The sequence below is a fragment of the Variovorax paradoxus genome, from assembly GCF_030811855.1.
GTDB lineage: Bacteria > Pseudomonadota > Gammaproteobacteria > Burkholderiales > Burkholderiaceae_C > Variovorax > Variovorax paradoxus_L.
Genome location: NZ_JAUSRN010000001.1, coordinates 317262 through 339718, shown reverse-complemented (window position 1 = coordinate 339718; position 22457 = coordinate 317262). Strand labels below are relative to the sequence as shown.

The 22457-nt window shown below is 65.3% G+C and carries 20 protein-coding genes and 1 pseudogene; 10 read left to right on the top strand and 11 right to left on the bottom strand.

Features of this window, described 5'->3' with window-relative positions; all coding sequences use genetic code 11:
* Positions 1-8 precede the first annotated feature (8 nt).
* The 7 genes from J2X92_RS01810 to J2X92_RS01780 form a co-directional block, all read right to left on the bottom strand.
* Entirely contained in the window at positions 9-869 is an 861-nt protein-coding gene (locus J2X92_RS01810) for an amino acid ABC transporter ATP-binding protein (RefSeq protein ID WP_307572914.1), read from the bottom strand.
* Entirely contained in the window at positions 866-1678 is an 813-nt protein-coding gene (locus J2X92_RS01805) for an amino acid ABC transporter permease (protein WP_307572912.1), read from the bottom strand. The genes J2X92_RS01810 and J2X92_RS01805 overlap by 4 nt, the downstream gene beginning before the upstream one ends.
* Entirely contained in the window at positions 1668-2411 is a 744-nt protein-coding gene (locus J2X92_RS01800; protein WP_307572910.1) for an amino acid ABC transporter permease, read from the bottom strand. Before J2X92_RS01800 ends, J2X92_RS01805 begins: the two co-directional genes overlap by 11 nt.
* Before the next feature lie 6 nt (positions 2412-2417).
* Positions 2418-3263 carry a transporter substrate-binding domain-containing protein gene (locus tag J2X92_RS01795; RefSeq protein ID WP_307572909.1) on the bottom strand — a complete coding sequence of 282 codons (846 nt, stop codon included), beginning with the start codon at positions 3261-3263 and terminating at the stop codon, positions 2418-2420.
* Positions 3264-3440: 177 nt separating this feature from the next.
* Positions 3441-5072 (bottom strand): ABC transporter substrate-binding protein, encoded by a 1632-nt coding sequence (locus J2X92_RS01790; RefSeq protein ID WP_307572907.1) that lies wholly within the window; start codon positions 5070-5072, stop codon positions 3441-3443.
* Complete coding sequence (locus J2X92_RS01785) at positions 5069-6601, bottom strand: amidase (protein WP_307572906.1); 1533 nt, start codon at positions 6599-6601, stop codon at positions 5069-5071. The genes J2X92_RS01790 and J2X92_RS01785 overlap by 4 nt, the downstream gene beginning before the upstream one ends.
* A gap of 16 nt (positions 6602-6617) precedes the next feature.
* Complete coding sequence (locus J2X92_RS01780; protein ID WP_307572904.1) at positions 6618-8228, bottom strand: ABC transporter substrate-binding protein; 1611 nt, start codon at positions 8226-8228, stop codon at positions 6618-6620.
* 213 nt (positions 8229-8441) lie between these two features.
* Here J2X92_RS01780 and J2X92_RS01775 point away from each other — a divergent pair, with 213 nt between their 5' ends.
* The 8 genes from J2X92_RS01775 to J2X92_RS01740 all read left to right on the top strand — a co-directional run bounded on the left by J2X92_RS01775 (position 8442) and on the right by J2X92_RS01740 (position 16915).
* Positions 8442-9680, top strand: coding sequence for an acyl-CoA dehydrogenase family protein (locus J2X92_RS01775; protein WP_307572903.1), 1239 nt, complete (start codon positions 8442-8444; stop codon positions 9678-9680).
* A gap of 78 nt (positions 9681-9758) precedes the next feature.
* On the top strand, positions 9759-10943 hold the full coding sequence (locus J2X92_RS01770; protein WP_307572902.1) for an LLM class flavin-dependent oxidoreductase: 1185 nt from the start codon (positions 9759-9761) through the stop codon (positions 10941-10943).
* A 54-nt stretch (positions 10944-10997) separates the two neighbouring features.
* Positions 10998-12023 carry an aldo/keto reductase gene (locus tag J2X92_RS01765; RefSeq protein WP_307573822.1) on the top strand — a complete coding sequence of 342 codons (1026 nt, stop codon included), beginning with the start codon at positions 10998-11000 and terminating at the stop codon, positions 12021-12023.
* 180 nt (positions 12024-12203) lie between these two features.
* Positions 12204-13007: a MetQ/NlpA family ABC transporter substrate-binding protein gene (locus tag J2X92_RS01760; RefSeq protein WP_307572900.1), complete on the top strand. Its 804-nt coding sequence runs from the start codon at positions 12204-12206 to the stop codon at positions 13005-13007.
* Positions 13008-13046: 39 nt separating this feature from the next.
* Positions 13047-14618: an ABC transporter substrate-binding protein gene (locus tag J2X92_RS01755; RefSeq protein WP_307573820.1), complete on the top strand. Its 1572-nt coding sequence runs from the start codon at positions 13047-13049 to the stop codon at positions 14616-14618.
* 193 nt (positions 14619-14811) lie between these two features.
* Positions 14812-15336, top strand: coding sequence for an MOSC domain-containing protein (locus J2X92_RS01750; protein WP_307572899.1), 525 nt, complete (start codon positions 14812-14814; stop codon positions 15334-15336).
* Between the two features lies 1 nt (position 15337).
* Entirely contained in the window at positions 15338-16288 is a 951-nt protein-coding gene (locus J2X92_RS01745; RefSeq protein ID WP_307572897.1) for a PDR/VanB family oxidoreductase, read from the top strand.
* 96 nt (positions 16289-16384) lie between these two features.
* Positions 16385-16915: a helix-turn-helix domain-containing protein gene (locus J2X92_RS01740; protein WP_307572895.1), complete on the top strand. Its 531-nt coding sequence runs from the start codon at positions 16385-16387 to the stop codon at positions 16913-16915.
* Positions 16916-16955: 40 nt separating this feature from the next.
* Here the strand turns inward: J2X92_RS01740 and J2X92_RS01735 are convergent, their stop codons facing one another.
* The 4 genes and pseudogenes from J2X92_RS01735 to J2X92_RS01720 form a co-directional block, all read right to left on the bottom strand.
* Positions 16956-17645, bottom strand: a complete 690-nt coding sequence (locus J2X92_RS01735) for a 3-oxoacid CoA-transferase subunit B (protein WP_307572894.1) — start codon at positions 17643-17645, stop codon at positions 16956-16958.
* Positions 17642-18303, bottom strand: a pseudogene (locus J2X92_RS01730) (CoA transferase subunit A). Before J2X92_RS01730 ends, J2X92_RS01735 begins: the two are co-directional and overlap by 4 nt.
* Positions 18300-19562, bottom strand: a complete 1263-nt coding sequence (locus J2X92_RS01725; protein ID WP_307572892.1) for an acyl-CoA dehydrogenase family protein — start codon at positions 19560-19562, stop codon at positions 18300-18302. The pseudogene J2X92_RS01730 and the gene J2X92_RS01725 overlap by 4 nt, the downstream one beginning before the upstream one ends.
* Positions 19526-20509 carry a Bug family tripartite tricarboxylate transporter substrate binding protein gene (locus J2X92_RS01720; protein ID WP_307572891.1) on the bottom strand — a complete coding sequence of 328 codons (984 nt, stop codon included), beginning with the start codon at positions 20507-20509 and terminating at the stop codon, positions 19526-19528. Before J2X92_RS01720 ends, J2X92_RS01725 begins: the two co-directional genes overlap by 37 nt.
* Positions 20510-20784: 275 nt before the next feature.
* Here J2X92_RS01720 and acuR point away from each other — a divergent pair, with 275 nt between their 5' ends.
* Positions 20785-21450, top strand: a complete 666-nt coding sequence (acuR, locus tag J2X92_RS01715; protein ID WP_307572889.1) for an acrylate utilization transcriptional regulator AcuR — start codon at positions 20785-20787, stop codon at positions 21448-21450.
* 20 nt (positions 21451-21470) lie between these two features.
* Positions 21471-22457, top strand: coding sequence for an acrylyl-CoA reductase (NADPH) (gene acuI, locus J2X92_RS01710; RefSeq protein WP_307572888.1), 987 nt, complete (start codon positions 21471-21473; stop codon positions 22455-22457).

The following is a 22457-nucleotide window of genomic DNA, read 5'->3' as shown; positions in this document are numbered from 1 at the left end:
TGGTGGGTTCAGAGCGCGAAGCGCAGCCGCTCGAAAGGCAGCGCTTCGGCAAGGGGAGCGGGTCGTGCAGGCGCCGTGCGCGCGCCTTCGCCGAGCGCGCGGCGAAGGAAGGCGCGGGTGCGTTCGCTTTCGGGCCGCCCGAAGATGCGCGGCGCGGGGCCGTGTTCGACGATGACGCCTGCCTCGGTGAAATACACCTGGTCGCTGATCTCCTCGGCAAAGCGCATCTCGTGCGTCACCAGCACGCAGGTCAGGCCCTCCTGAACCAGGTCGCGGATCACGGTCAGCACCTCGCCGACGGTCTCCGGATCGAGGGCGGAAGTCACCTCGTCGAACAAGATCAGTTCGGGGCGCATGGCCAGCGCCCGCGCGATCGCGACGCGCTGCTGTTGCCCGCCCGAGAGTTCGCCGGGATAGGCCGCCTCCTTGTGCGACAGCCTCACCTTGTCGAGCAGCACGCGGGCCTCGCGCTGCGCCGCGGCGCGGTCACGGCCTGCCACGCGCGTGGGCGCGATCACCAGGTTTTCCAGCACCGTGAGATGCGGGAACAGGTTGTACTGCTGGAAAACGAAGCCCACGCGCTTGCGCAGTGCGATCAGCTCGGCCTCGGAGCGAAGCGTGTCCACCTGCGTGTCGCCGACACGCATCGCCCCGCGTTGCGGCCGCAGCAGGCCGGTGATGCAGCGCAGGATGGTCGATTTGCCCGATCCCGAAGGACCGATGATGGACACGGCCTCGCCCCGCCGCACCTCCAGGTCGATGCCCTTGAGCACCTCGTTGGCGCCGAACCGCAGGTGCACGTCGCCGAGCGCCACGAGCGGGGCTTCCTCTGCGGCGGGCGCGGAACGGGTGATATCAATGGCAGTCATGGGCGGTGCTCCAACGCGCGGGTAGCGCGCGCAATCGGATAGCAGTAGGCGAAGAACAGGCCCAGCAGCGTGAAATAGACAAGGATGGTGAAGTCGGTGCGCGCGACCGTGTTGCTCGCGATCTGTGCCGTGTCGACGACGTCGTGCACGCCCACCAGCGAGGCCAGCGCCGTGCTCATGGTGATGCTGGCGTACAAGTTCATCCACGGCGGCAGCATGCGGCGCAGGCACTGCGGCAGCACGATCAGGCGGAAGATCTCGCTGCGCCTGAATGCCAGCGACTGCGCGGCCTCCCACTGCGCGCTCGGGATCGACTGGATCGCGCCACGGAAGATTTCCGCCACGTTCGCGCTGGCCGGCAGTGCGAGGCCCAGCACGACCTTGATCCAGTCAGGAAAGGGAAAAGTCCACGACACCAGGTGCAGCTCGAACGGAAACACATAGGTCGTGAAATAGACCAGCACCAGCACCGGCGCATTGCGAAAGACCTGCACGTACCAGCGCGTGGCCACGCGCAGCACCCGAAGCGGCGAGAGCGAAACCGCCCCGACCAGCAGCCCGGCCAATGTGCCCAGCGCCATTGCGAGCACACTGATCTCGATGTTGGCCAGGAGGCCGCGCAAAAGCGTGGGCAGCCATTTCCAGAGATGGACGAAAGCCAGGGGCGTGGTGCCCGTGGCGGCCCAGAACACCATGAGCGCCAGCGTGGCCCACGCCGCCAAGGCCCAGGGACGGCGCCATGCGGGCGTGCCGGCGTCCGCGGAAAGGGTGGGGGCGCCGCCTTGAGGAAGTGCGATCTCATTGGCCATAGCCGGGCATTCTCAACCGTTCCTCGAGCCAGCGGCCCGCCAGGCTCACGAGCCAGGTCAGCAGGCCGAAGAAGATCAGGATCAGCAGGAGCAGCTCGAGCACGTTGTCGCGCTGTGTCCAGATCATGATGGATTCGTAGGTCACGTCGCCCACCGCGATGGCCGAGGCCACCGCGGTCATCTTGACCAGGTCGACCAGGTTGTTGATCAGCGAGGGCAGCGCGAAGCGCAGCGCCAGCGGCAGCTCCACGCGCGACAGCAGCTGGCGCTGCGAGAAGCCGAGCGAGCGCGCAGCCTCCAGCGTGACGCGCGGCACGGCCTCGATGCCCGCGCGCAGCGCCTCGGCGTGGAACACGCCCTTGTGCAGCGACACCACGATCACCACCCACACGAAGGGCGTGAGCGGATTGCCGCCGGGCAGCTTCACGTGCTGCGTGATCAGCATGTTGAGCACGAGAAACGCGCAGTAAAGCTGCACCAGCGTGGGCGTGTTGCGCGTGAGCTCGACGAAGGCGCGCGCCGGGTGCACCAGCCAGGCACGGCCCGAGGTCAGCGCCGCCGCGATCAGAACGCCCGCCGCAAGGCTTGCCGGAATGGTCAGCAGGCACAGCTGCAGCGTGACGCCGAGACCGCGCAGGAAGGCGCTGCGCTCACCGGCGTCGAGCACGAAGGCGTAGTTCAGGCCCACCGCCCTGAGGGCGGCCACGGCCTGCGCTAGCAGCGTTTCGCTCATCGACGCTCAGGGCGCCTTGAACCTGGCCTGCAGCTCGGGCAGCAGTGGCTGCGGCGGCTCGATGCCGTTGCGCTTTTCGGTGGCGATCAGCCAGCCGCTGCGGTGCCATTGCTGGACCACCTTGTCGACGGCGGCAACGGTGTCGGCCTCGCCCTTGCGGGTCCACACCACCGACGGCGCGGGCAGGATCTCATCGCGGATCGGCGCCGCGTATGCGGCCCATTCGGCGTTGTTGCGCAACAGTGGCTGGATCAGCGTGGCGTCGTGCACGGCCGCCACGCAGTTACCGCCGCGCAGCGCGAGCAGCGATTCCGCAGAGCTCTTGAAGCCGCGCACCTGGGCACCGTATTGCTCCTGCAGCGGCTTCACGTAGCTGCTGCCCTGGGAAGCGCAAACGACCTTGCCCCGCAGGTCTTCCCACTTGGCGATGCCGCTGGTCTTGAGCACCGCCGCCGTGCCGCCCACGCGGTAGAAAGGCGTGGGCGCATGGCCGAGGATCTCGCCGCGGTCAGCGTTGTATTCCATCGAGGCGATCAAGAGGTCGACCTTGCCCGATTGCAGGAACTGCACGCGGTTCGAGGGCTGTACCTGCACCAGCTCGGCTTCGACACCGAGCTGCTTGGCCAGGTCGCGCGCCAAGTCGGGGTTCCAGCCGACCAACTGCTGCGTGGCGGGGTCGATCGAGCCGAAGGGACCGCCGCCCACCACCACGCCGATGGCGACCTTGCCGCGCTGCTTGATGCGGTCGAGCGTGGCGTCGGCATGCGCCGCCTGAGCGCACAGGCCGAGAACACTGGCTAGCGCGATGGCGGTGCGAGAGGAGAAAAAAGAAAGGCGCGAGCGGAATGTCATTGGATAGGAAGAGCGGAAAAGGGCAAAGCGGGGCCAGCGGGGATCTTGCGAGGCCGGGGCTGCCATCGCAACGAATGCCTTCAACTATCGATATGCAGTTTTTGATACGGGCCTTCGAGGCACCATAGCCCCGTGGGCGGTTGCCAGGGAGACTTCCGCACAAGCAAACGCGCAAGATCAGGTGCCGATCCAAGCTCCGGCCAGGTTGCCGGCAATGCCGTCGGCGCTCACGGTGTGGCCGCGCACGCGGCGCTGGGCGATGGTGTAGCTGTCGATGGCCAGCAGCGTGATGTCGGGCAGGTCGCGCACGATGTGGCGCTGGAACTCGGTAAAGGCCTGGCGCCTGCGGCCCTCGTCCACCTCGACGGCCGCGGCTTCGAGCAGCCGGTCCACCTCGGGGTTGTTGTACCCTGAGCCGTTGGAGAACGGCAGGCCCTTCTTGAAGTTCTTCGACCAGTACAGGCGCTGGATGCCGACGGTCGGATCGAAGGTGTTGCTCATCACGCTCACGTGAAGGTCGAAGGCGCGGTCGGCATAAACGCGGCGCACGTAGGTTGCGAAGTCCTGCGAATTGATGGCGACCTCGATGCCGATGCGGCCCAGGCTCTGCTTCAGGTACTCGGCCGTGCGCTGGCCGCCTTCGATGGGGATCGGCGTCAGGGCCAGTTTCAGCCGCAGGTTGGCGCCGGCCCTGCCGCGCGTGAGGCCTGCCGCGTCGAGCAGCGCCTCGGCCTGCTTCAGGTCGTAGGGCAGCACCGGAAGGTCGGGCACGTAGAACCTCTTGAGCGCCGGATGCACCGGCCCCGGAATGAGCGTGCCCTGGCCGTACCACACAGTCTTGCGCACCACTTGGCGGTTGATGGCGTGCGCGATGGCCTGGCGCACGCGCAGGTCCTGCAGGGCCGGGTTTTCGAGGTTGAACTCCACGCGCGAGACGCTGTTGATGTATTGGTAGCCGTTCGGCTCGAACACCAGATTCGGCTTGGCGCGCAGCCGCTCGATGTCGCCCAGCGGCACCGGAGTGCCGGGGCTCAGGTGCACCTCGCCCTTCTCGATGGCGGCCGCGCGCGCCGCCGCATCGGGGATGAAGCGCACGATGAGCCGGTCGACGTAAGGGCGCGGCGCGTCCCAGTAGTTCGGGTTGCGCTCGTAAGTCACGTGGCTGCCGCGAACCCATTCCTTGAAGATGAACGGGCCGGTGCCGATGGGCGCGTTGTTGGCCGGGTTGGAGTCGGCTTTGCCGCTTTCGTACAGGTGCCGGGGCACGATGGGCGATTCGGAGGCCGAGAGCGCGGTGATCAGGTAGGGCACGGGCTTCGACAGCACCAGCACGGCCGTGAAATCGTCCGGTGTGCGCACCTCGGCCACGCTGGAAAAAGTGGCGCGGCCGCGCGGGTGGTATTGCTTGAGCAGGCCGATGGAATGCGCAACATCGGCCGAGGTGAAAGGCCGGCCGTCGTGCCACTTCACGCCGCGGCGCAGCGTGAAGGTGTACTGCAGGCCGTCGTTGCTCACGGCCCAGGCGGTGGCCAGCTGCGGTTGCGGCGCCAGGTCGAAGTCGTAGCTCAGGAGGCCTTCGGTGACCTTGGCCGAAATCAGCACCGACGAGCCCGCCGAATGCGCGATGGTGGTGAGCGTGGGCGGCTCGGGGTCGATCAGCACGATGAGCGTGCCGCCGCGCACGGGGGCGCCGGAGGCTGCGGTCGCGTAGGCAGGCTGGCCTTGTGCCCACGCAGGTGCAAGGCCCGCGAGACCGAGGCTCGCGCCGCCCTGCAGGAAGGCGCGGCGATCGATGGTGCTCCGGGTCATGGCCGCGATGCCTTGGTTGCCGGGACTGCGCCGAATCCGGGCGGTGCGATGAAGCCGCCATAGACCTGTTCAAGCAGGTGCGCAAAGGCGATGGTCGTGCGGTCTTCGAGGTACGGCCCCACGGCCTGCGCGCTCACCGGCAGCCCGTCGTCGTCGAGCCCGACTGGAAAGCTCGTCGCTGGCAGGCCCGGCAGCACTGGCAGGCCCGCCCAATGGAAAAGATCGAGAAAACGCACCTCCCGCGCGCCGCCTTCGAACTCGACGGGGTAAGTGCGCGCATCTTTCGGCTCGTTGTGGTTGTGGCGGAAGGCCGGCAGCGGCGCGACCGGCGTCGCCACCACGTCGAAGGTCTCGAAGAGGCGCTCCCATTGATGGCGCAGCGCGACGCGCCGCTCGTTGTCCCGGAGCCAGTCGCTGTGGCGCAGCGTGGGCGCGCGCAGCCATGCGGCATCGGCGCTGTCGTCGTCGACCGCAAGCGCTTCGAGCCGTTTCTGCGCCGCCTTGCTCAGCGCGGGCGGCGAGGCAAGCGACGAGCCCAGCAGGCTTCGGTAGACGCGGTGCGACGCCGTGAGATCGGGCAGCAGGCCGGGCGGCAGTTCCGAGGGCCGGCTCACCTTCGCGCCCTGCGTGCGCAGCCGCTCCACCACGCGCTCGACCACCAGCGCCTCGTGCAGGCTGCGGGCGCTGCCGGGCCACTCGTCGATCACCAGCACGCGAAAGTCCTTGAGTTGCACGTGCCGCGCCGGAGGCAGCGTGGCCTTCCAGGCCTTGACGGCCAGCGGCTCGAGGTTGACGAGCAGGTCCAGCGCGAGCTCGAGGTCGGACGCTGTGCGCGCCAGCGGCCCCGCCACGCTCAGGTCGCGGTCGGCCAAGCGCCCCGAGGGCACGCCGGTGCCGCGCATTGCCACCAAGCCTGCAGTGGGCTTGTGGCCGTACACGCCGTTGAAGTGCGCAGGAATGCGGATGGAGCCGCCGATGTCGGTGCCCAGTTCCAGCGCCACATAACCTGCCGCGAGTGCGGCGGCCGAGCCGCCCGAGGAGCCGCCCGGCGTGCGCGTGGTGTCCCACGGGTTGTTGCTCACGCCGTAGATGGCGTTGTAGCTCTGCAGGTCGGCCAATGCGAGTGGCACGTTGCTCTTGCCGACGATCACCGCGCCGGCCGCCCGTAGCGCGGCGACCGCCAGCGAGTCCTGCGCAGCCACGTTGTTCGCATAGTCGGGGTTGCCGCTCGTCGTGACGAGGCCGGCCACGTCGAACGATTCCTTCACCGTGATCGGCACGCCCAACAACGGCTTGCGTTCGCCGCGCGCCAGCGCCGCATCGGCTTCGCGAGCGGCCGCACGCGCGCCTTCGTCGTTGCGCACCACCACGGCGTTGAGGTCGTTGTCGAAGTGGCTGATACGCGCTAGCGCGTGCTCCAGCAGGTCGACGGCCGAAACGCGGCCCGCGGCCAGCGCCTCGGCCTGCGTGCGGGCGCTCGCGAAGGTCAGCGAATCCAGAAGGGAGGAATGGAGGTCCTGGGTGGTCATGGTTGCCCTTGTGTGGTCACTTCCGGGGTTCGATCCATGCGTCGGCCAGATCGCCGGACATCAGGTCGATGCTGTTGTGGAAGTTGTGCAGGCGCGCGCTGTGCACCACGATCGAGGGCACGGTGACGATGGGCAGCACCGGCAACTCGCGCCCGACGATCTGCTGGATCTGTTTGAACTGCGCGGCGCGCCTGCCCGCGTCGACCTCCACGGCCGCCTGCCGAAACAGTTCGTCCACCTGCGGGTTGTCGTAGTGGGCCGCGTTGACCCAGATCAGCGGATTGCGCACGCCGTCGCCCCAGTAGATGCGCTGCACGCCCACCGTCGGGTCGAACAGGCGGCCCAGTCCGTTGATGTTGAGGTCGAAATCACGCGCGGTGTAGACGCGCTTGAGGAAGGTGGGCAGGTCGCCGTCGACGATCTCGACCCTGATGCCCACCCGCGCGAGCGCGGAGCGCAGGTAGTCGGCCGTGCGCTTGAACTCCGCGCCGGGGATGTAGCTCAGCCGCAGCGAGAAGCGTTGGCCGCCGGCCCTCTTCGGCTGGCCCGCTTCGTCCAGCAGCTTGTTGGCTGCAGCCACGTCGAAGGTGTCGCGGAAGGTGCTGTCGTCGTAGTAGTCGGCGAGCACGCGCGGGATCGGCGAGTTCACCACCTCCGCGCGCTTGTAGTAGATGGTGTTGCGGATGAAGTTGCGGTCGATGGCTTGCGCAATGGCATGGCGCACCTTCGCGTTCGCGAGGACCGGGTTTTCCACGTTGAACTCGAGGAAAGACGCGTTGTTGAGGAAGCCGTCGTAGCCGTCGTCCACCTTGAGCTTCGGGTTCGCCGACAGGCGTTCGAGGTCGGCCAGGCCCACGCCTTGCGCGACATCCACCTCGCCGGTCTCGACGGCGGTGAAGATCGCGGCCGGGTCGCGCACGAACTTCACGATCACGCGGTCGATGCGCGGATGGCCCTGGCGCCAGTAGCCGGGGTTCTTGCGCAGCACCAGGTGGCTGCCGCGCACCCATTGCTCGAAGACGAAGGGGCCGGTGCCCACCGGCGCGGCATTGTTCGCGCTGCCCAGCGGGTCGCCGTCGGCGTAGCGGTGCGCGGGCACGATCGGCAGCTCCGCCGACGACAGCGCCTTGATCAGGAACGGCGCCGGCTTGGCCAGCACGATCACGGCGGTGAGCGGATCGGGTGCGTCAACGCGCTCCACGTTCGCCAGCGTGATGCGCCCGCGCGGGCCTTGCTTCTTCTGGGTCAGCACCGAGTAGCGCACGTCCTCGGCAGTGAAATCGCGGCCGTCGTGGAACTTCACGCCCGCGCGCAGCTTGAAGGTGTACTTCAGGCCGTCGGCGCTCACCTGCCACGAGGTCGCCAGCAGCGGCTGAGGGTTGAACTTCGCGTCGTAGCGAAGCAGGCCCTCGGTGACCTTGGCGCTGATGTTGCGGTTGTCGGTCTTGGTGTCGAGAAAGGATACGAGCGAGGTGGGTTCCTGCGACACCGCATAGGTCAGCGTGCCGCCGTCCACCGGCGCGGGGGCCTTGACCTGCGCGACCGCCGTGAAGGGCAGGAAGGCCAGCGCCAGCTGAAGCAGCCGTTGGCTGGACGAGAGTTTCCGGAGGAGGGAAGAGAGAGCCATGGAGTGGGTCGCCGTGTCCGCGACTGGTGCAAAAGGGCAGACGATGGTCCGGGAAAATGGAGCCGGCACTTAGCATTTTTTCGATCTTGGAAATGCGCTGATTGCGCGTGAGCGCCCGCGGTGCGGCACGTACGAGAACCGAGTTTTCTTATGCGGGAACCGATGAGGAAGGGAGCCTATATTCGCGGCTCTCCATCGCTCCCGGGAAATGCAATGAATACCATCGATCGCGCCCTATTGGGCATGCCGCTCCAGACGCTGATCGATCGATTGCCGGCCTTGTGCGCGGCGATCGCCGAAGGTGCCTCGCAGCGTGAACGCGAAGGTACGCTGCCTTTCGAGGCCTTCGCGCTGTTCCGCGCATCGGGACTTGGCGCACTGCGCGTTCCTGTCGAGCGCGGCGGCCCCGGCGGTTCGATCGAAGACCTCGTGCAGGTCGTCGCCACGCTCGCGGCGGCTGACTCCAACGTGGCGCATGCCTTGCGCACGCACTACAACGCCATCGAGCTGTGGACCACGGCCCCGCCCAACCCGGATGCCGACCGGCAGCTGGCCCGCGTGCGCGAAGGCGCGCTGTTCGGCGGCGCCTTCACCGAGCTCGGCACGCCGCGCTCGGGCACGGTAACCACGACGCTCGAAAGGCAGGGCGACAGGCGGGTGCTCAACGGCAGCAAGTACTACGCGACCGGCACCGCGTTCTCCGATTTCGCGAGCATCGCGGTGCGCGACGAAGAGGGCCGCGATGCGACGGTGATCGTACCCACCGATCGCACCGGCCTGCTTGTGAGGGACGACTGGGACGGCATGGGCCAGCGCCTCACGGCCAGCGGCAGCCTGGAATTCGACGGACTGGAGGTGCAGCCCGACGAAATCGTTTTCACATCGCCGCGCAGCCTGCAACGGCGCCACGCGGCGGCGCTGCGACAGCTTTACCTGGTGGCGGTGGCCGCGGGCATCGTGCGCAATGTGTTCAGCGATGCCTTGCACTACGTGCGCCACAACGCCCGGCCCGCGGCGCACAGCCCTGCATCGGCGGCTGCGGAAGACCACTTCACGCAATGGGTGGTGGGCGACCTGGCGACCAGCACCCATGCGGTGGATGCGCTCATTGCCGACAATGCGCGCCAGCTCGACCGCTCGGCCGAGGCCTTGAGGCGTGGTGCAGCGGACGGCGATGTGGAAGAAGAGGGCTTGCAGCAGCTGGTGCTCGACGGCGCACTCGCCACCGCGAAGACACAGCTGGCCGTCAGCAAGATCGCGCTGCAGGCGGCCGAGCGCCTGTTCGAAGCGGGCGGCGCATCCGCCACCTCACGCAAGCAAAACTTCGATCGCCACTGGCGCAACCTGCGCACCATCTTCAACCACAACCCGCTGCTGCAGAAGGCGCGCGTGATCGGCGACTACCACCTCAACGGCACGACGAAACATCTGGAGGAAGGCAAGGTTTTCTGATTTTCGATATGCGAATTCCGGCCGTGCCATTTGCTCAGTGGCTGGTCAGAATTCGGGCCTCTGGAAGGTAATTCAACAATGTCCCTGACCCACCAGCCCGGCGCCATCGCCGGTTGGGAGCGCTTTGCCGCACCGACCGAATTCAGCGAGAGCCCGGTCTCCCAGGCCTTCAGGCAGCCCGTGCTGCTCGGGCTGTTCCTGCCGATCCAGGCGGGCGGCTGGAGCGCCTCGACCTTGCCGCGCACCACTGACTGGCGCTTCGACTACAACAGGGATCTCGTGCTGCACGCCGAGCAACTCGGATTCGACCTCGTGTTCGCGCTCTCGCAGTGGCTGCCCAAAGGCGGCTACGGCGGGGTCTTCAACGGACAGGCGCTTGACTCGTTCATGACCACAGCCGCTCTCACCGCGGTGACCAGCCGGATCATGCTGATCTCGACCATCCACGTGCTCTACGGTCCGCTGCATCCGCTGCACTTGGCCAAGTACGCCGCCACGCTGGACCATATCTCGGGCGGGCGCTGGGGCATCAACGTAGTCACGGGCCATCGCGCAGTAGAGCACGAGATGTTCGGCTCGCAGCGCATCGAACACGACCGGCGCTACAAACTCGCGGCGGAGTTCCTCGAGGTGGTGCAGCGCCTGTGGGCCGACACCGAAAACTGGTCGTTCAAGGGCGAATCACCCTGGAAGCTCGACGGCGCGTTCGTTTCGCCGAAGCCGCGCTTCGGCCGTCCGGTGCTGGTGAACGCCACCGGCTCCGATGCAGGTATCGAGTTCGCAGCACGCTACTCCGACATCGTCTTCATCACCAGCCCGAGCGGCTCCAGCTTCGCAAGCGCCATCGAGGCGCTGCCCCCGCACGCCGCGCGCGTGAAGCAGGCGGCCCGGCACGTAGGGCGCGAAGTGCGCACGCTGCTCAACCCGATGGTCATCAGCCGCGAGACCGAGCGCGAGACCTGGGACTACCACGATGCCATCGTCGACCACCTCGATGCCGACCCCAACGCCAGCTACAACCGCTTCGACAGCGACGCGCATGCCTGGCGTGGCCGCGTCGGCAACGACGCACCCAGGCGCCGCGCCATTGGCGGAAACATCGAGGTCATCGGCACGCCCGAGCAGGTGGTCGAGCAGTTCGTGCAGCTCAAGCGCGCGGGCATCGACGGCCTGCAACTGAGCTTCTTCGACTTCAAGCCCGACCTCGAATTCTTCGGCGACCGCATCCTGCCGCTGATGAAGCAGGCCGGGCTTCGTCTCTAACGCCTTTCCTTTCGCCAGACAGAGATACAGGGAGCTTTTTTCCTCATGAGCAGCATCGACTACCGTCCCCTCGGCCGCAGCGGGATCCTCGTGTCGCCGATCGCCCTCGGCGCCATGATGTTCGGCGGCCAGACCGATCGCGCCACCGCGCAGCGCATCGCCGAGCGCGCCTTCGAGCAGGGCGTCAACTTCATCGACACCGCCAATGCCTACAACAAGGGCGAGTCCGAAAAGGTCGTGGGACAGCTCGTGGCACCCAACCGCAACCGCTGGGTGCTCGCGACCAAGTTCGCCAACCCCGATCCGGACATCGTCGGCCCCAACAACAGGAGCACGGGGCGGCACGGCATCGTGCAATCGGTGGAGGCCAGTCTGAAGCGCCTGGGCACCGATTACATCGACCTCTTGTATCTGCACCGAGAAGACCGAGCCACCTCTGTGGCCGAAACCGTGCGCGCGCTGGGCGACCTGATCCGCGCCGGCAAGCTGCGCAGCTACGGGCTGTCGAACCACCCCGCCTGGAAGATCGCGGAATTCGCCCGCACGGCCGATGCATTGAACGTGGACCGCCCCGCGGCCACGCAGCCGCTCTACAACCTTGCGAACCGGCAGATCGAGGCCGAGCACCTGCCCGCGGCCGAGTATTACGGCGTGGGCGTCGTGTCTTACAGCCCGCTTGCGCGCGGCGTGCTCACAGCCAAGTACGAACCCGGCAAAGCACCGCCGCCGGACACGCGTGCGGGCCGCGACGACAAGCGCATCCTGCAGACCGAATGGCGTGCCGAATCATTGGAGATTGCGCAGCGCGTGAAGGCGCACGTCGAAGGGCGCGGCATCACGCCCGGGCAGTTCGCGCTGGCCTGGGTGCTCAACAACCGCCTCATCACCTCGGCCATCGCCGGCCCGCGCACGCTGGAGCAATGGGGAGACTATCTGCCCGCGCTGCAATATCGCTTCACCGAAGACGACGAGGCCCTGGTCGATGCGATCGTGACCACGGGACATTCGTCGCTGCCGGGCTTCAACGACCCGAGCCATCCGTTCTTCGGCCGGTTGCCTCGGCATCGTACGGCGGCATGAATGCTGTGCCCGTCGGCAGTATCCGAGGGACGAAAGGCCCCCGGCGCATGCGAAAAACAGATAAGCAAGCGCTTATTCGTTGTTTGGGCCCGGAAGTGTCGCGGCTAACCTGCGACGCCCAATCTTTCCTTCTTGAGGAAAGTGGTCCGACAAAAATTTTTTCTCGAGGGAATCCCGAACATGTTGCTTTCATTTCGCCGCGCCTATTTCGTCGTGGCACTAGCCATCACCGGTTTCGGTGCTGCCGCCCAGGCGCAAGAGGCGCTGCGCGTGGCCGCGTCACCCGTGCCGCACGCAGAGATCCTGGAGTTCATCCGGCCGCAGTTGAAGGCGCAGGGCGTTGACCTGCAGGTGAAGGTGTTCAGCGACTATGTGCAGCCGAACCTTGCCGTGAGCGACAAGCAGCTGGATGCCAATTTCTTCCAGAACCGTCCATACCTGGAGTCCTTCACCAAAGACCGGAAGTCGGACATCGTTGAAGTGCCGAACAGCGACGTGCACATCGAGCCCTTCGGTGCCTATTCGCAGAAGATCCGCAAGGCGTCCGAGCTACGGGAGAGCGCGATCATTGCCATTCCGAGCGATCCCTCGAACTCGGGCAGGGCGCTGACACTGCTGGCGAAGCAGGGGCTGATCAAACTGAAAGACCCGTCCAACATCAAGTCGACCGCGCGTGACATCGTCGCCAATCCGAAGAAGCTGGTGATCCGCGAACTCGAATCGGCCCAGCTGCCACGGGCGCTGCCAGACGTCGATCTGGCGCTGATCAATACCAACTATGCGCTCGAGGCCAAGCTCGATCCGGCCAAGGACGCTCTGTTCATCGAGGACGGCCGTAAGTCGCCCTATGCCAATTTCATTGCGTCGCGGAAGGACAACGTGAGTTCGCCGGCCATCGCCAAGCTGGTGGCTGCGCTCCATACGGCAGAGGTTCGCAAGTTCATCCAGGATAAGTACAAAGGCGCCGTAATTCCGGCCTTCTGAAGCGACAAAGACATGACACGCTGGACCTACACGCGGGCGATGCCGCACTTCGCGGCATGGGCCATGGCCGCCGCTTTCTCCGTTGCCTCACTGATGGCTGCGGCCCAGCCGCGCCAAGGTGGCACATTGACCTGGCTGATCAACCCCGTTCCTTCCTCCCTCGTTCCGCTCACGACCACGGCTGGCGGGAACGCCGAGATCGGTCCGAAAATCGTCGAGGGACTGCTGACCTATGACTATGACCTCAAGCCCAAGCCGCTGCTCGCCACCGCGTGGTCGCTAAGCAAGGACGGCCTGCAGTACACCTTCGAGCTGCGCAAGGGAGTGAAATGGCATGACGGCAAGGACTTTACGTCGGCTGACGTGGCCTTCTCGATCCTGACGCTCAAGCAGGTTCACCCGCGAGGACGAGGCACCTTTGCCAATGTGGTGGACGTGAAGACGCCCGATCCGCACACTGCAATCATCGTGCTGGGCAAGCCGTCGCCGTTCCTGCTCACGGCACTGGCCTCGACCGAATCGCCGATCGTGCCGAAGCACCTTTACGAAGGCACCGATATCGCGTCCAACAAATACAACAGCGCCCCGGTAGGTACAGGTCCTTTCGTGTTCAAGGAATGGGTGCAGGGCAGCCACATCATCCTGGAGCGCAACCCGAACTACTGGGACAAGCCCAAGCCGTATCTCGACCGTGTGGTGGTTCGCTTCGTGCTCGATGCTGCGGCGCGCGCAGCTGCGCTGGAGTCGGGCGCGGCCGACCTGGCGAACGGAACGGGTGGCATCCCACTCTCGGACGTCGAGCGATTCAAGAAGCTGGCGGGCATCGAGATCGACACACGCATCTCGCCTTACCTCGGAAGCCATCAGCAGATCTACTTCAACCTGGACACGCCTGCGTTGCAGAGGCGCGAAGTGCGAAAAGCGATTGCCCAGGCCATCGATGTCAATGCGTTCGCGAAGACGGTGTGGTATGGCTATGGAACACCTTCGGCATCACCGATAGGGAAGGGCATCTCGCGCTATCACGACGCAAGCATCCAGCCATATCCTTTCAATCCAAAGGAAGCCGAAGCGGCGCTCGAGGCGGCGGGATTCAAGCGCGGCGCCGGTGGCACGCGCCTGAAGTTGCGGGTGCTCTACAACCCGTTTCAGGAGCGGCGAGCTGCGGACTTCGTGCGCCAGTCGTTGGGCCGCATCGGCGTCGATGCCGTGGTCGAGAGCTACGACTTCGCGACCTACGTCAACAAAGCCTATACCGAGCGAGCATTCGACATCACGCTGGAAAGCCTGACGAACCAGTTCGATCCCACAGTAGGCGTGCAGCGCGTGTTCTGGTCGAAGAACTTCAAGATCGGGCTGCCGTTCTCCAATGCGCCGCATTACGTGAATCCGGAAGTCGATCGACTGTTGGAAGCCGCGGCAGTCGAAACTGACGAAGGCAAGCGCCGACAGTTGTTCACCGATTTCCAGCAGATCGTGTATCGCGACATTCCTTCCATTGAACTGGGCGCAAATCCGGCCATTACTGTGTCGGCGAAGAAAGTGCGTGGCTACGCGCCAACTGGAGAGCACATCAGGGGGAGTTTTGCGGATCTGTACTTCCAGCCTTGAGCAGAGCTTGCCAGCACTTCGGCGGCGATTCTGTCTGGCAGAGGCGGCGGAGAGGCAGTTCGGTACGAAGCGCTGTCAGAGCCCCTTGCATACTGGGTGAAATGCCTTTTGTGTTCGATAGGACACAAAGTGTCCTATAATGACGACTCCTCATCAGGCCGGCGCGGACCGCCGCTATCAAGGAGCGTTGAACATGATTTCTGCCGCAGACCAACCAGCGCATCTCGCGGAACGGGATGTGCTCCCTGCCTGGACGGGCGTCGTTCGACACCTGCACATCACGCCTCGAGCCTTCCTTCCCATGGAGTCATTCGATCAGTTGACGCTCGTGGCCGGCAAAGGCATCGAAGGGGACAGGTACATGATCGGCCGGGAGTCCGGCTTCTACTCCCACAAGCCGGAGGAGGGGCGGCAGATCACGCTTTTCGAGATCGAGACGCTTGAGGCCTTGGCGCGCGATGCAAAGATCCAGATGCTGCCCGAGGAGCATCGCAGAAACGTGACCGTGCAAGGTGTGCCGCTCAATCATCTCGTCGGCCGCCAGTTCTGGGTGGGGGAAACGCTTCTCGAGGCCACCCGACTTTCCACGCCCTGCCGCCACATCGAGGAGATTCTCGGCAAGGCCGTGTTCGATCCATTGATCAACAGATCAGGACTCAACTGCCGGATTCTGAAAGGCGGCGTCATCCGCGTGGGCGACGCTGTCCGCGGGGCGTGATATGCCGAAGGCGATCAAGCATCTGCAAGCTGTCGTTCGTGAAATCGACGTGCCCCTGCCGGGAGTCAAGCGGCTGGTACTGGCTGACCAGGACGGCTGGCGCCTGCCTGCCTTCAGGCCCGGAGCGCACATCGGTCTCCATCTGGCCAATGGGCTCGTACGCACCTATTCCTTGTGCAACGATCCCGCCGACTGCAGAAGATACGTTGTAGCAGTCAAGCGCGAAGAGGAGGGGCGCGGCGGGTCTCGCCACATACACGACGCACTTCGTGCCGGCGAAGTCATTGGTGTTTCGGTGCCGCGCAGCGGGCTGGAGCTCTCGTCCACCGGAATGAACATCTTTGTTGCGGGCGGCATAGGCGTCACACCATTCGTCTCGGCCATCCTGGCGCTGGAGCGTGAAGGCAAGTTGAACTACCAGCTGCACTGGGCCAGCATGGGCGAGCCAAGCCTGATCGACATGCTGGAGCCGGCGGTAGAGGGTGGGCGGGTCCACTTGTACAACACGCTCGAGGTCAATCGGCCCGACATCCGATCGATCGTAGAGGGCGCTGGCGCCGACGCAAAGGCATTTTGCTGCGGACCCGCCGGAATGCTCGATGCATTCGGGTCCGCTGTCGCGGAGTGGCCCGAAAGCCGCAAGCACGTGGAGCGGTTTACCGCGCCGAAGCTCGTTCCAACCCTGAACGCGCAGCCATACAGCGTGGTGCTGGCCAAGAGCGGTCGCGAGATGGAAGTGCGGCCCGAGGTGGGACTCCTGGCCACGTTGGAAGCGATGGACGCCGATATATCGGTGTCATGCGCCGGTGGCATCTGCGGCGCATGCCGTACGCGCTGGACCGAGGGGCCGCCAATCCATCACGACCGGGTGTTGAGCGCTCAGGAGCGCACGCATGAAGTGATCGTGTGTGTTGCGGAGTGCGCAGGACCGCGCTTGGTGCTCGACATCTAGGCAGCGGGCAACACACTCGTGCCAGAATCGGGCCCCGCAGCAATTTACAGTGGGTTGCGAGCAGCCGATCGGCCTGCCGCAGACCCGTTCAAAGCCTTGGCACTACACCTCAAGTACCTGCGCGTCCAAAGCGGACTGACGCTGGAGAATCTGGCTCGAGATTCAGGGCTGACGCGCAGCTATTTGTCGAAGATCGAGCGGGGCGTATCCACCCCGTCGATCGAGTCGGCGCTCAATATCGCCAAGGCCCTGGGCGTGACGGTGGACCGACTCTTTGGACAACAGCCGGAGGAAGACGTCGTTTCCATCGTCCGGGGCAACGGGTCCATTGCCGGGGATCTCACAACGCATCTCTCGCTGGTCGCGGGCCTTCGCAACGACCGCGTGATGCGGGCATTCATCGTGCGCCCGGGAAAAACCCAGAAGCGCGGCCGGATCATGAGCCACCACGAGGGCGAGGAAATCCTCTTCGTTCTCACCGGCCACATCGAGATGCAGATCGGGGCACGCAAGGAGCAGCTGGAGCCAGGCGACTGTGTGCAGTTCGACTCCACCATTCCGCACAAGCTCACGGCGCTCACCGACGAACCGGCTTCGGCCCTTGTCGTGATTGCCGCCACCGCATAGGTCCTGGGGCGCGGGTCGCCTCTCAGCCTGAACTCCGGCCTCAAAGGGGCGGCGTGAGCATCCCACTCGAAGAGAATCGTCGCAGCGTGGGCGCCGGCTTCAGAGGCGCTCCGGTGAGCCGCTGCACAGACTCAAGCGTTGCACCCTCGCAAAGCGCCTGCACGACGAATCCATCGGCAGTGACGTCGATGATCGCGAGGTTCGTGAAAACCTTGGCCACGACCCCGACCGCCGTGAGGGGCAAGGTGCAACGCTCGAGCAGGCGCGGCTGGGCGTCGCGCGTTGTGTGCTCCATCATCACCCAGATCTGCTTTGCTCCCACGGCAAGATCGATCGCTCCGCCGATGGCTGGCGGCGCACCGTTCAGATCGCCCGTGGTCCAGTTGGCAAGGTCACCGTGCTGGGAGACCTGGAACGCACCGAGGATGGCGATGTCGAGGTGGCCTCCGCGCATCATCGAGAACGACAGGCTGGAATCGAAGAAAGAGCCGCCGCGGGCGAGCGTGACGGGCATCTTCCCGGCATTGATCAGGTCCAGGTCTTCCTCTCCCTCGGCCGGCTTGGGACCGACGTTGAGAATGCCGTTCTCGCTATGCAGCATGACCGAGGTATCGGAGGGAAGATAGTCCGCCACGCTCGTCGGTGCTCCGATGCCGAGGTTGACGAACCCTTGCTTGGGAAGCTGGTGTGCGACCAGGCGCGCGAGTTCCAGTCTGGATAGCGAGTTCATGCGAGCCTCGAGAGAAAGACGCGGTCGACAAAGATGCAGGGAGTGATGATGCCTTCGGGGTCGAGCTCGCCGGGCTCCAGGAGTTCGTCGACTTCCACCGCAACCACCTCTGCGGCAGTGGCCATCACCACAGAATGATTTCGTGCCGTCTTGTTGTATTCAGGTTGCCGAGCGCATCGGCCTGCCGACCCTTCAGGAGCGAGAACTGCGCGTGCAAGGGCTTCTCAAGAAGGAACTCGCGGCCGTCGACCACGACCTTCTGCTTGCCCTTCTCGAACACGGTGCCTACACCCGTGGGAGTGAGGAATCCGCCAAGGCCCGCACCGCCGGCCCGGATGCGCTCGACCAGCGTGCCCTGCGGGACCAGTTCGAGTTCGACATCGCCGGCCCGGTATTGGTCGGCGAACACGTCCGCGCTTCGCGGATAGGAACAAATGATCTTCCGGACGATGCGTGCACCGAACCACAGCGAGAGGTCCTGGCCGCCGGAGCCTGCGTTGTTGGAGATGACGGTCAGTTCGCGCACCTTAAGGTCCAGTACCGCCTCGATCATCCCGCGCGGAACGCCCGCGCCGCCGAAACCGCCGACCATCACGGTGTCTCCGTCGCGCAAGCCCGCTACCGCGGCGTTCGCATCCTTGACGACCACATTTCTCATTGATCAGATTCCTTTTGCGCAGGCGAAGGCCCGTAGTCTTTGGCCAGGCCCTTGGCAATGCGGTCGAGAAGCATCTGGCTGGTGCCGTCGCCGAATGCCGCCAGCCGTGTTTCGCTCGACAGCATGGCAAGGCGGTGATCGGCGCTCGCGCCGGTGGCGCCCATTGCACGCTGGCACTGGTCGAGTGCCCAGACCGCGACGTCGACGGCGAACTTTTTTGCCTGGGCGGCCAGCGTCAGAGCCGCCTTTCCTGTTTGCACGGCGATCGCTGCGCGCAGCACGAGTGCATTGGCCGCCTCCAGGCGCAGGGAGACCTCCGCGAGCTCCCACCCGAGCCCCTGGTGCCTGAGCAGCGACTTGCCGAAGGCTTGCCTTGATTCCGCGTAGCCCACCGTCTCTGCCAAGGCCGCCCTGGCAGAGGCGACGCACATTGCCGCGACATGAACGCGTGCGGCATTGACCGATGCCATGGAAGACTTGAAGGCCTGCCCTGGCGGGTCGAAGAGACACCAGTCGGGAACGAAATGATCCTGGAAAACCAGGGATGCGAGGCGGAAGGAGCGGGCGCCCGGCATGACGAGTTCATCCCTTCGCAGCGTCGGCCCGTCCACCAGCGGAACCAGAAAAGATGCGATATCGCCGGCCTCCGCGCCGACTGAGTCCTCAACTCTTGCAAGCAGGTTTGCGCACTGGATGATCGAACCGTTGGTGATCCACGACTTCGTGCCGCTGATCAGCCATCCGCCGTCCACGCGCCGCGCCTTTGTCTTCAGCGCGGCCAGATCGCTGCCGCCGTCGGGTTCGGACATGGCGGGGGCGCACAGCGTTCGACCGCCCAGCATGGCGCCGAGGAGCTCGGCACGTTGCTTCTCGGAGCCGAAGCGCGCCACGCGAGTCACGGAGCCCTGCAGGTTGTTGATGGCAAAGGCGGCGGCAAAACCATGCTCCGCCATCGTCTGCGCCACGCGAATCTTGCAGAGAAACGAGGCGTCGTGGCCGCCGAATTCCCTTGGCGTTTGAAGCCCCAGGAAGCCTTCCTTTGCCCAACTGTCGATCCATGAGGCATCGTAGGCGCGGCCCTGCGCGTGCGACTCCAGGAGGTGGGCGCTGAATTCGCCGCGACAGAAGTCGCCGGCGGATTGAACGAGCGCTCGCTCCGCCGCGGGCAGTCTCTCGTCGTAGAGGTCGTAGAAGTTCATCGGATCGAATACCGGGCAGTCGGTCAGCGGGCCAAAGGAGTCGTCATCGTTTTCGCCCAATCGTTCCAGAACACGATCTCCTTGGCCACCTGCTTGGTATACAGATCGGGTGTCGACACCTTCACCGGAACGGCGCCGAGCGTCTCCAACTGCGCCAGGAACTTGGGGCTCGTCACCACCTTGTCCAGCGCCGCGGCAATCTTCTGGACGACGGGACCCGGCGTGCCGGCAGGCGCCGCAATGCCGAACCAAGGCGAAAGGTCGATCGGCTTGCTGCCAGCTTCCTGGAGCGTGGGCAGATCCGGGAACGCGGGCGAGCGCTCCGGCGCCGCGACCGCAAGGGCCTTGATCTTTCCGGCCCGGATGTGCTGGGCGACTGTCGCCTCGGTGAAGAAGCCGACCTGCACCACGCCGGCCATGAGATCGGTGATGGGTTGCGCGCCGCCCTTGTAGTTCACGAACGTGAGCTGCGTGCCGTTGCGTGCATCGAACAGCGTTCCGCCGATATGCGATGTGGCGCCGAAGGTGCCGCCGAAATTCAGCTTGCCGGGGTTTGCCTTCGCGTAGGCGATGAGTTCCTTGATGCTGTTGGCCGGCACGTCGGGATTCACGACGACGAGATTGCGCTGCTTGGCGACGTTCCTGACGTAGGCAAAGTCCTTGAGCTGGTCATAGGAAAGCGTCGGATTCAGGGCTTGCCCGCGCGTCTGCGAGGACTCCACCGCGACGAGCAGGGTGTAGCCGTCCGGCTTCGACTTGGCGACGGCATCGGCGCCGATGACGCCGCCGGCACCTGCGCGGTTGTCAACGATGACCGTGCCGTTGAGCTCTTTGCCGAGGCCCTGCGCAATCACGCGCGCAATGATGTCCGTGGGACCCCCTGGCGGGAAACCCGCCACGAGCTTGATCGGCTTTGACGGATACGGCTCGTCGGCCAGCGCAGTGGTGATGGCCAGGCAGGCGAGGCCGGCGGCGACAAGCCATTTCTTGATGGAGTGGGGCTTCATGGGGCTTCCTTCTGCAGAAGTGAGGAGGTGGTAGAAGTATTGGCTACAGGACACATTGTGTCAATTAGGACTCGAATAGGGGTTTACGAGCAAGACTTGGGCCTGCAATAAAGTCGAGAGAAATCTGCAGATTCAATCCGTCGCCCCTGCAATTAGGTGCAGATCGCCCAATGAAAGTGCATGCGTGTTCGCATGTTGGTGCGGCTTCGGCGGATGCGCGCACGCCTTCGAGAAAGCAGTGGATGATCTCTAGACGATCGGTCTAGAATTGCTACATGACAGAAAAACCCACAACGGCCGTGGCGCGCGGCAGGCGGCCTTCGCCGGCGTATGCGGCAACGCGTGATGTACTGATCCGATGCGGGATGGAGCTGCTCACCGAGCAGGGCTTCAGTTCGACGGGCCTGGATGCCGTGCTGAAGCGGGCGACCGTGCCCAAGGGCTCGTTCTATCACTACTTCGCGAACAAGGACGCGTTCGGAGCGGCCGTGATGGAGGCGTACGACGACTACTTCAAGCGCAAGCTCGACCGGTGGCTGCTGAACCAGGAACGTGCACCGCTCGATCGGCTTGCCGACTTCATTGCAGATGCATCCAGGGGCATGCGCAAGCACCGCTTCACGCGGGGCTGCCTGGTCGGCAACCTGAGCCAGGAACTGGGTGCATTGCCTGTGGATTTCCGCGAACGCCTCGACGCCATTCTTGTCGGCTGGCAGGAGCGGGTGGCTCGCTGCCTGCGAGAGGCCCAGTCCGCAGGAACCATCGCGGCAACGCTGGATGTCGAGCAGCTCGCCGAGTTCTTCTGGATCGCCTGGGAGGGGGCCGTGCTCCGAGCCAGGCTGGTGCAGTCGGACCGGCCCCTGGTCACCTTCATCGAGGCATATCTGTCCAGCCTGGGTGCGCGCGCCCAGCCCTCGCCCCGCCACGCGGCGGATCACTGATTTTTTATTGGAGCGAAATTATGTTCAAAGGCATCGTCGTGGAAAAAGACGCGGAAGGCTACCGCGCCTCGCTGGCCGAGATCGATGAAAACCGCCTGCCCCCAGGCGACGTCACGGTCCGCGTCGAATACAGCACGCTGAACTACAAGGATGGCCTGGCCATCACCGGAAAGGGGCCCGTAGTCCGGAGCTTTCCCATGGTGCCGGGCATCGACTTTGCGGGCGTGGTGGAGCAGAGCGACCATCCCGGATTCAAGCCGGGCGACACGGTGGTGCTCAACGGCTGGGGCGTTGGCGAAGCGCATTGGGGCGGGCTTGCACAGCGGGCGCGCGTGAAGGGCGACTGGTTGATTCCGCTGCCGAAGCGCTTCAGCACCAGGGATGCCATGGCCATCGGAACCGCGGGGTACACCGCCATGCTGTGCGTGATGGCCCTGGAGCGGCACGGGCTGAAGCCAGGCGATGGGCCGGTGCTCGTGACGGGGGCGAACGGCGGCGTGGGAAGCGTTGCGATCGCGCTCCTGGCCAAGCTCGGGTACACGGTCACCGCGTCCACGGGGCGGCTGGACGAATCCGACTATCTGCGGCGGCTCGGGGCCAGCGACGTGATCGATCGCAAGGAGTTGAGCGAGGCGGGCAAGCCGCTGCAGAAGGAGCGCTGGGCCGCTGCTGTGGATTCGGTTGGCAGCCACACGCTGGCCAACGTATGCGCGCAGCTTCGATACAACGGCGTGGTCGCTGCATGCGGCCTGGCCCAGGGGCTTGACCTGCCTGCGTCGGTGGCGCCATTCATCCTCCGCGGTGTAAGTCTCATCGGCATCGATAGCGTGATGCGGCCCAAGGCAGACCGTGTCGCCGCATGGGAGCGGCTGGCGCGCGACCTGGATGGCTCGATCCTGGAAGACATAGCGGCCGAGATCGCGCTGCCGCAAGCGATCGAAGCAGCCGCCCGGCTCATGCGGGGCGAGATCCGGGGCCGCGTGGTCGTCGACGTGAACGCGTCTTGA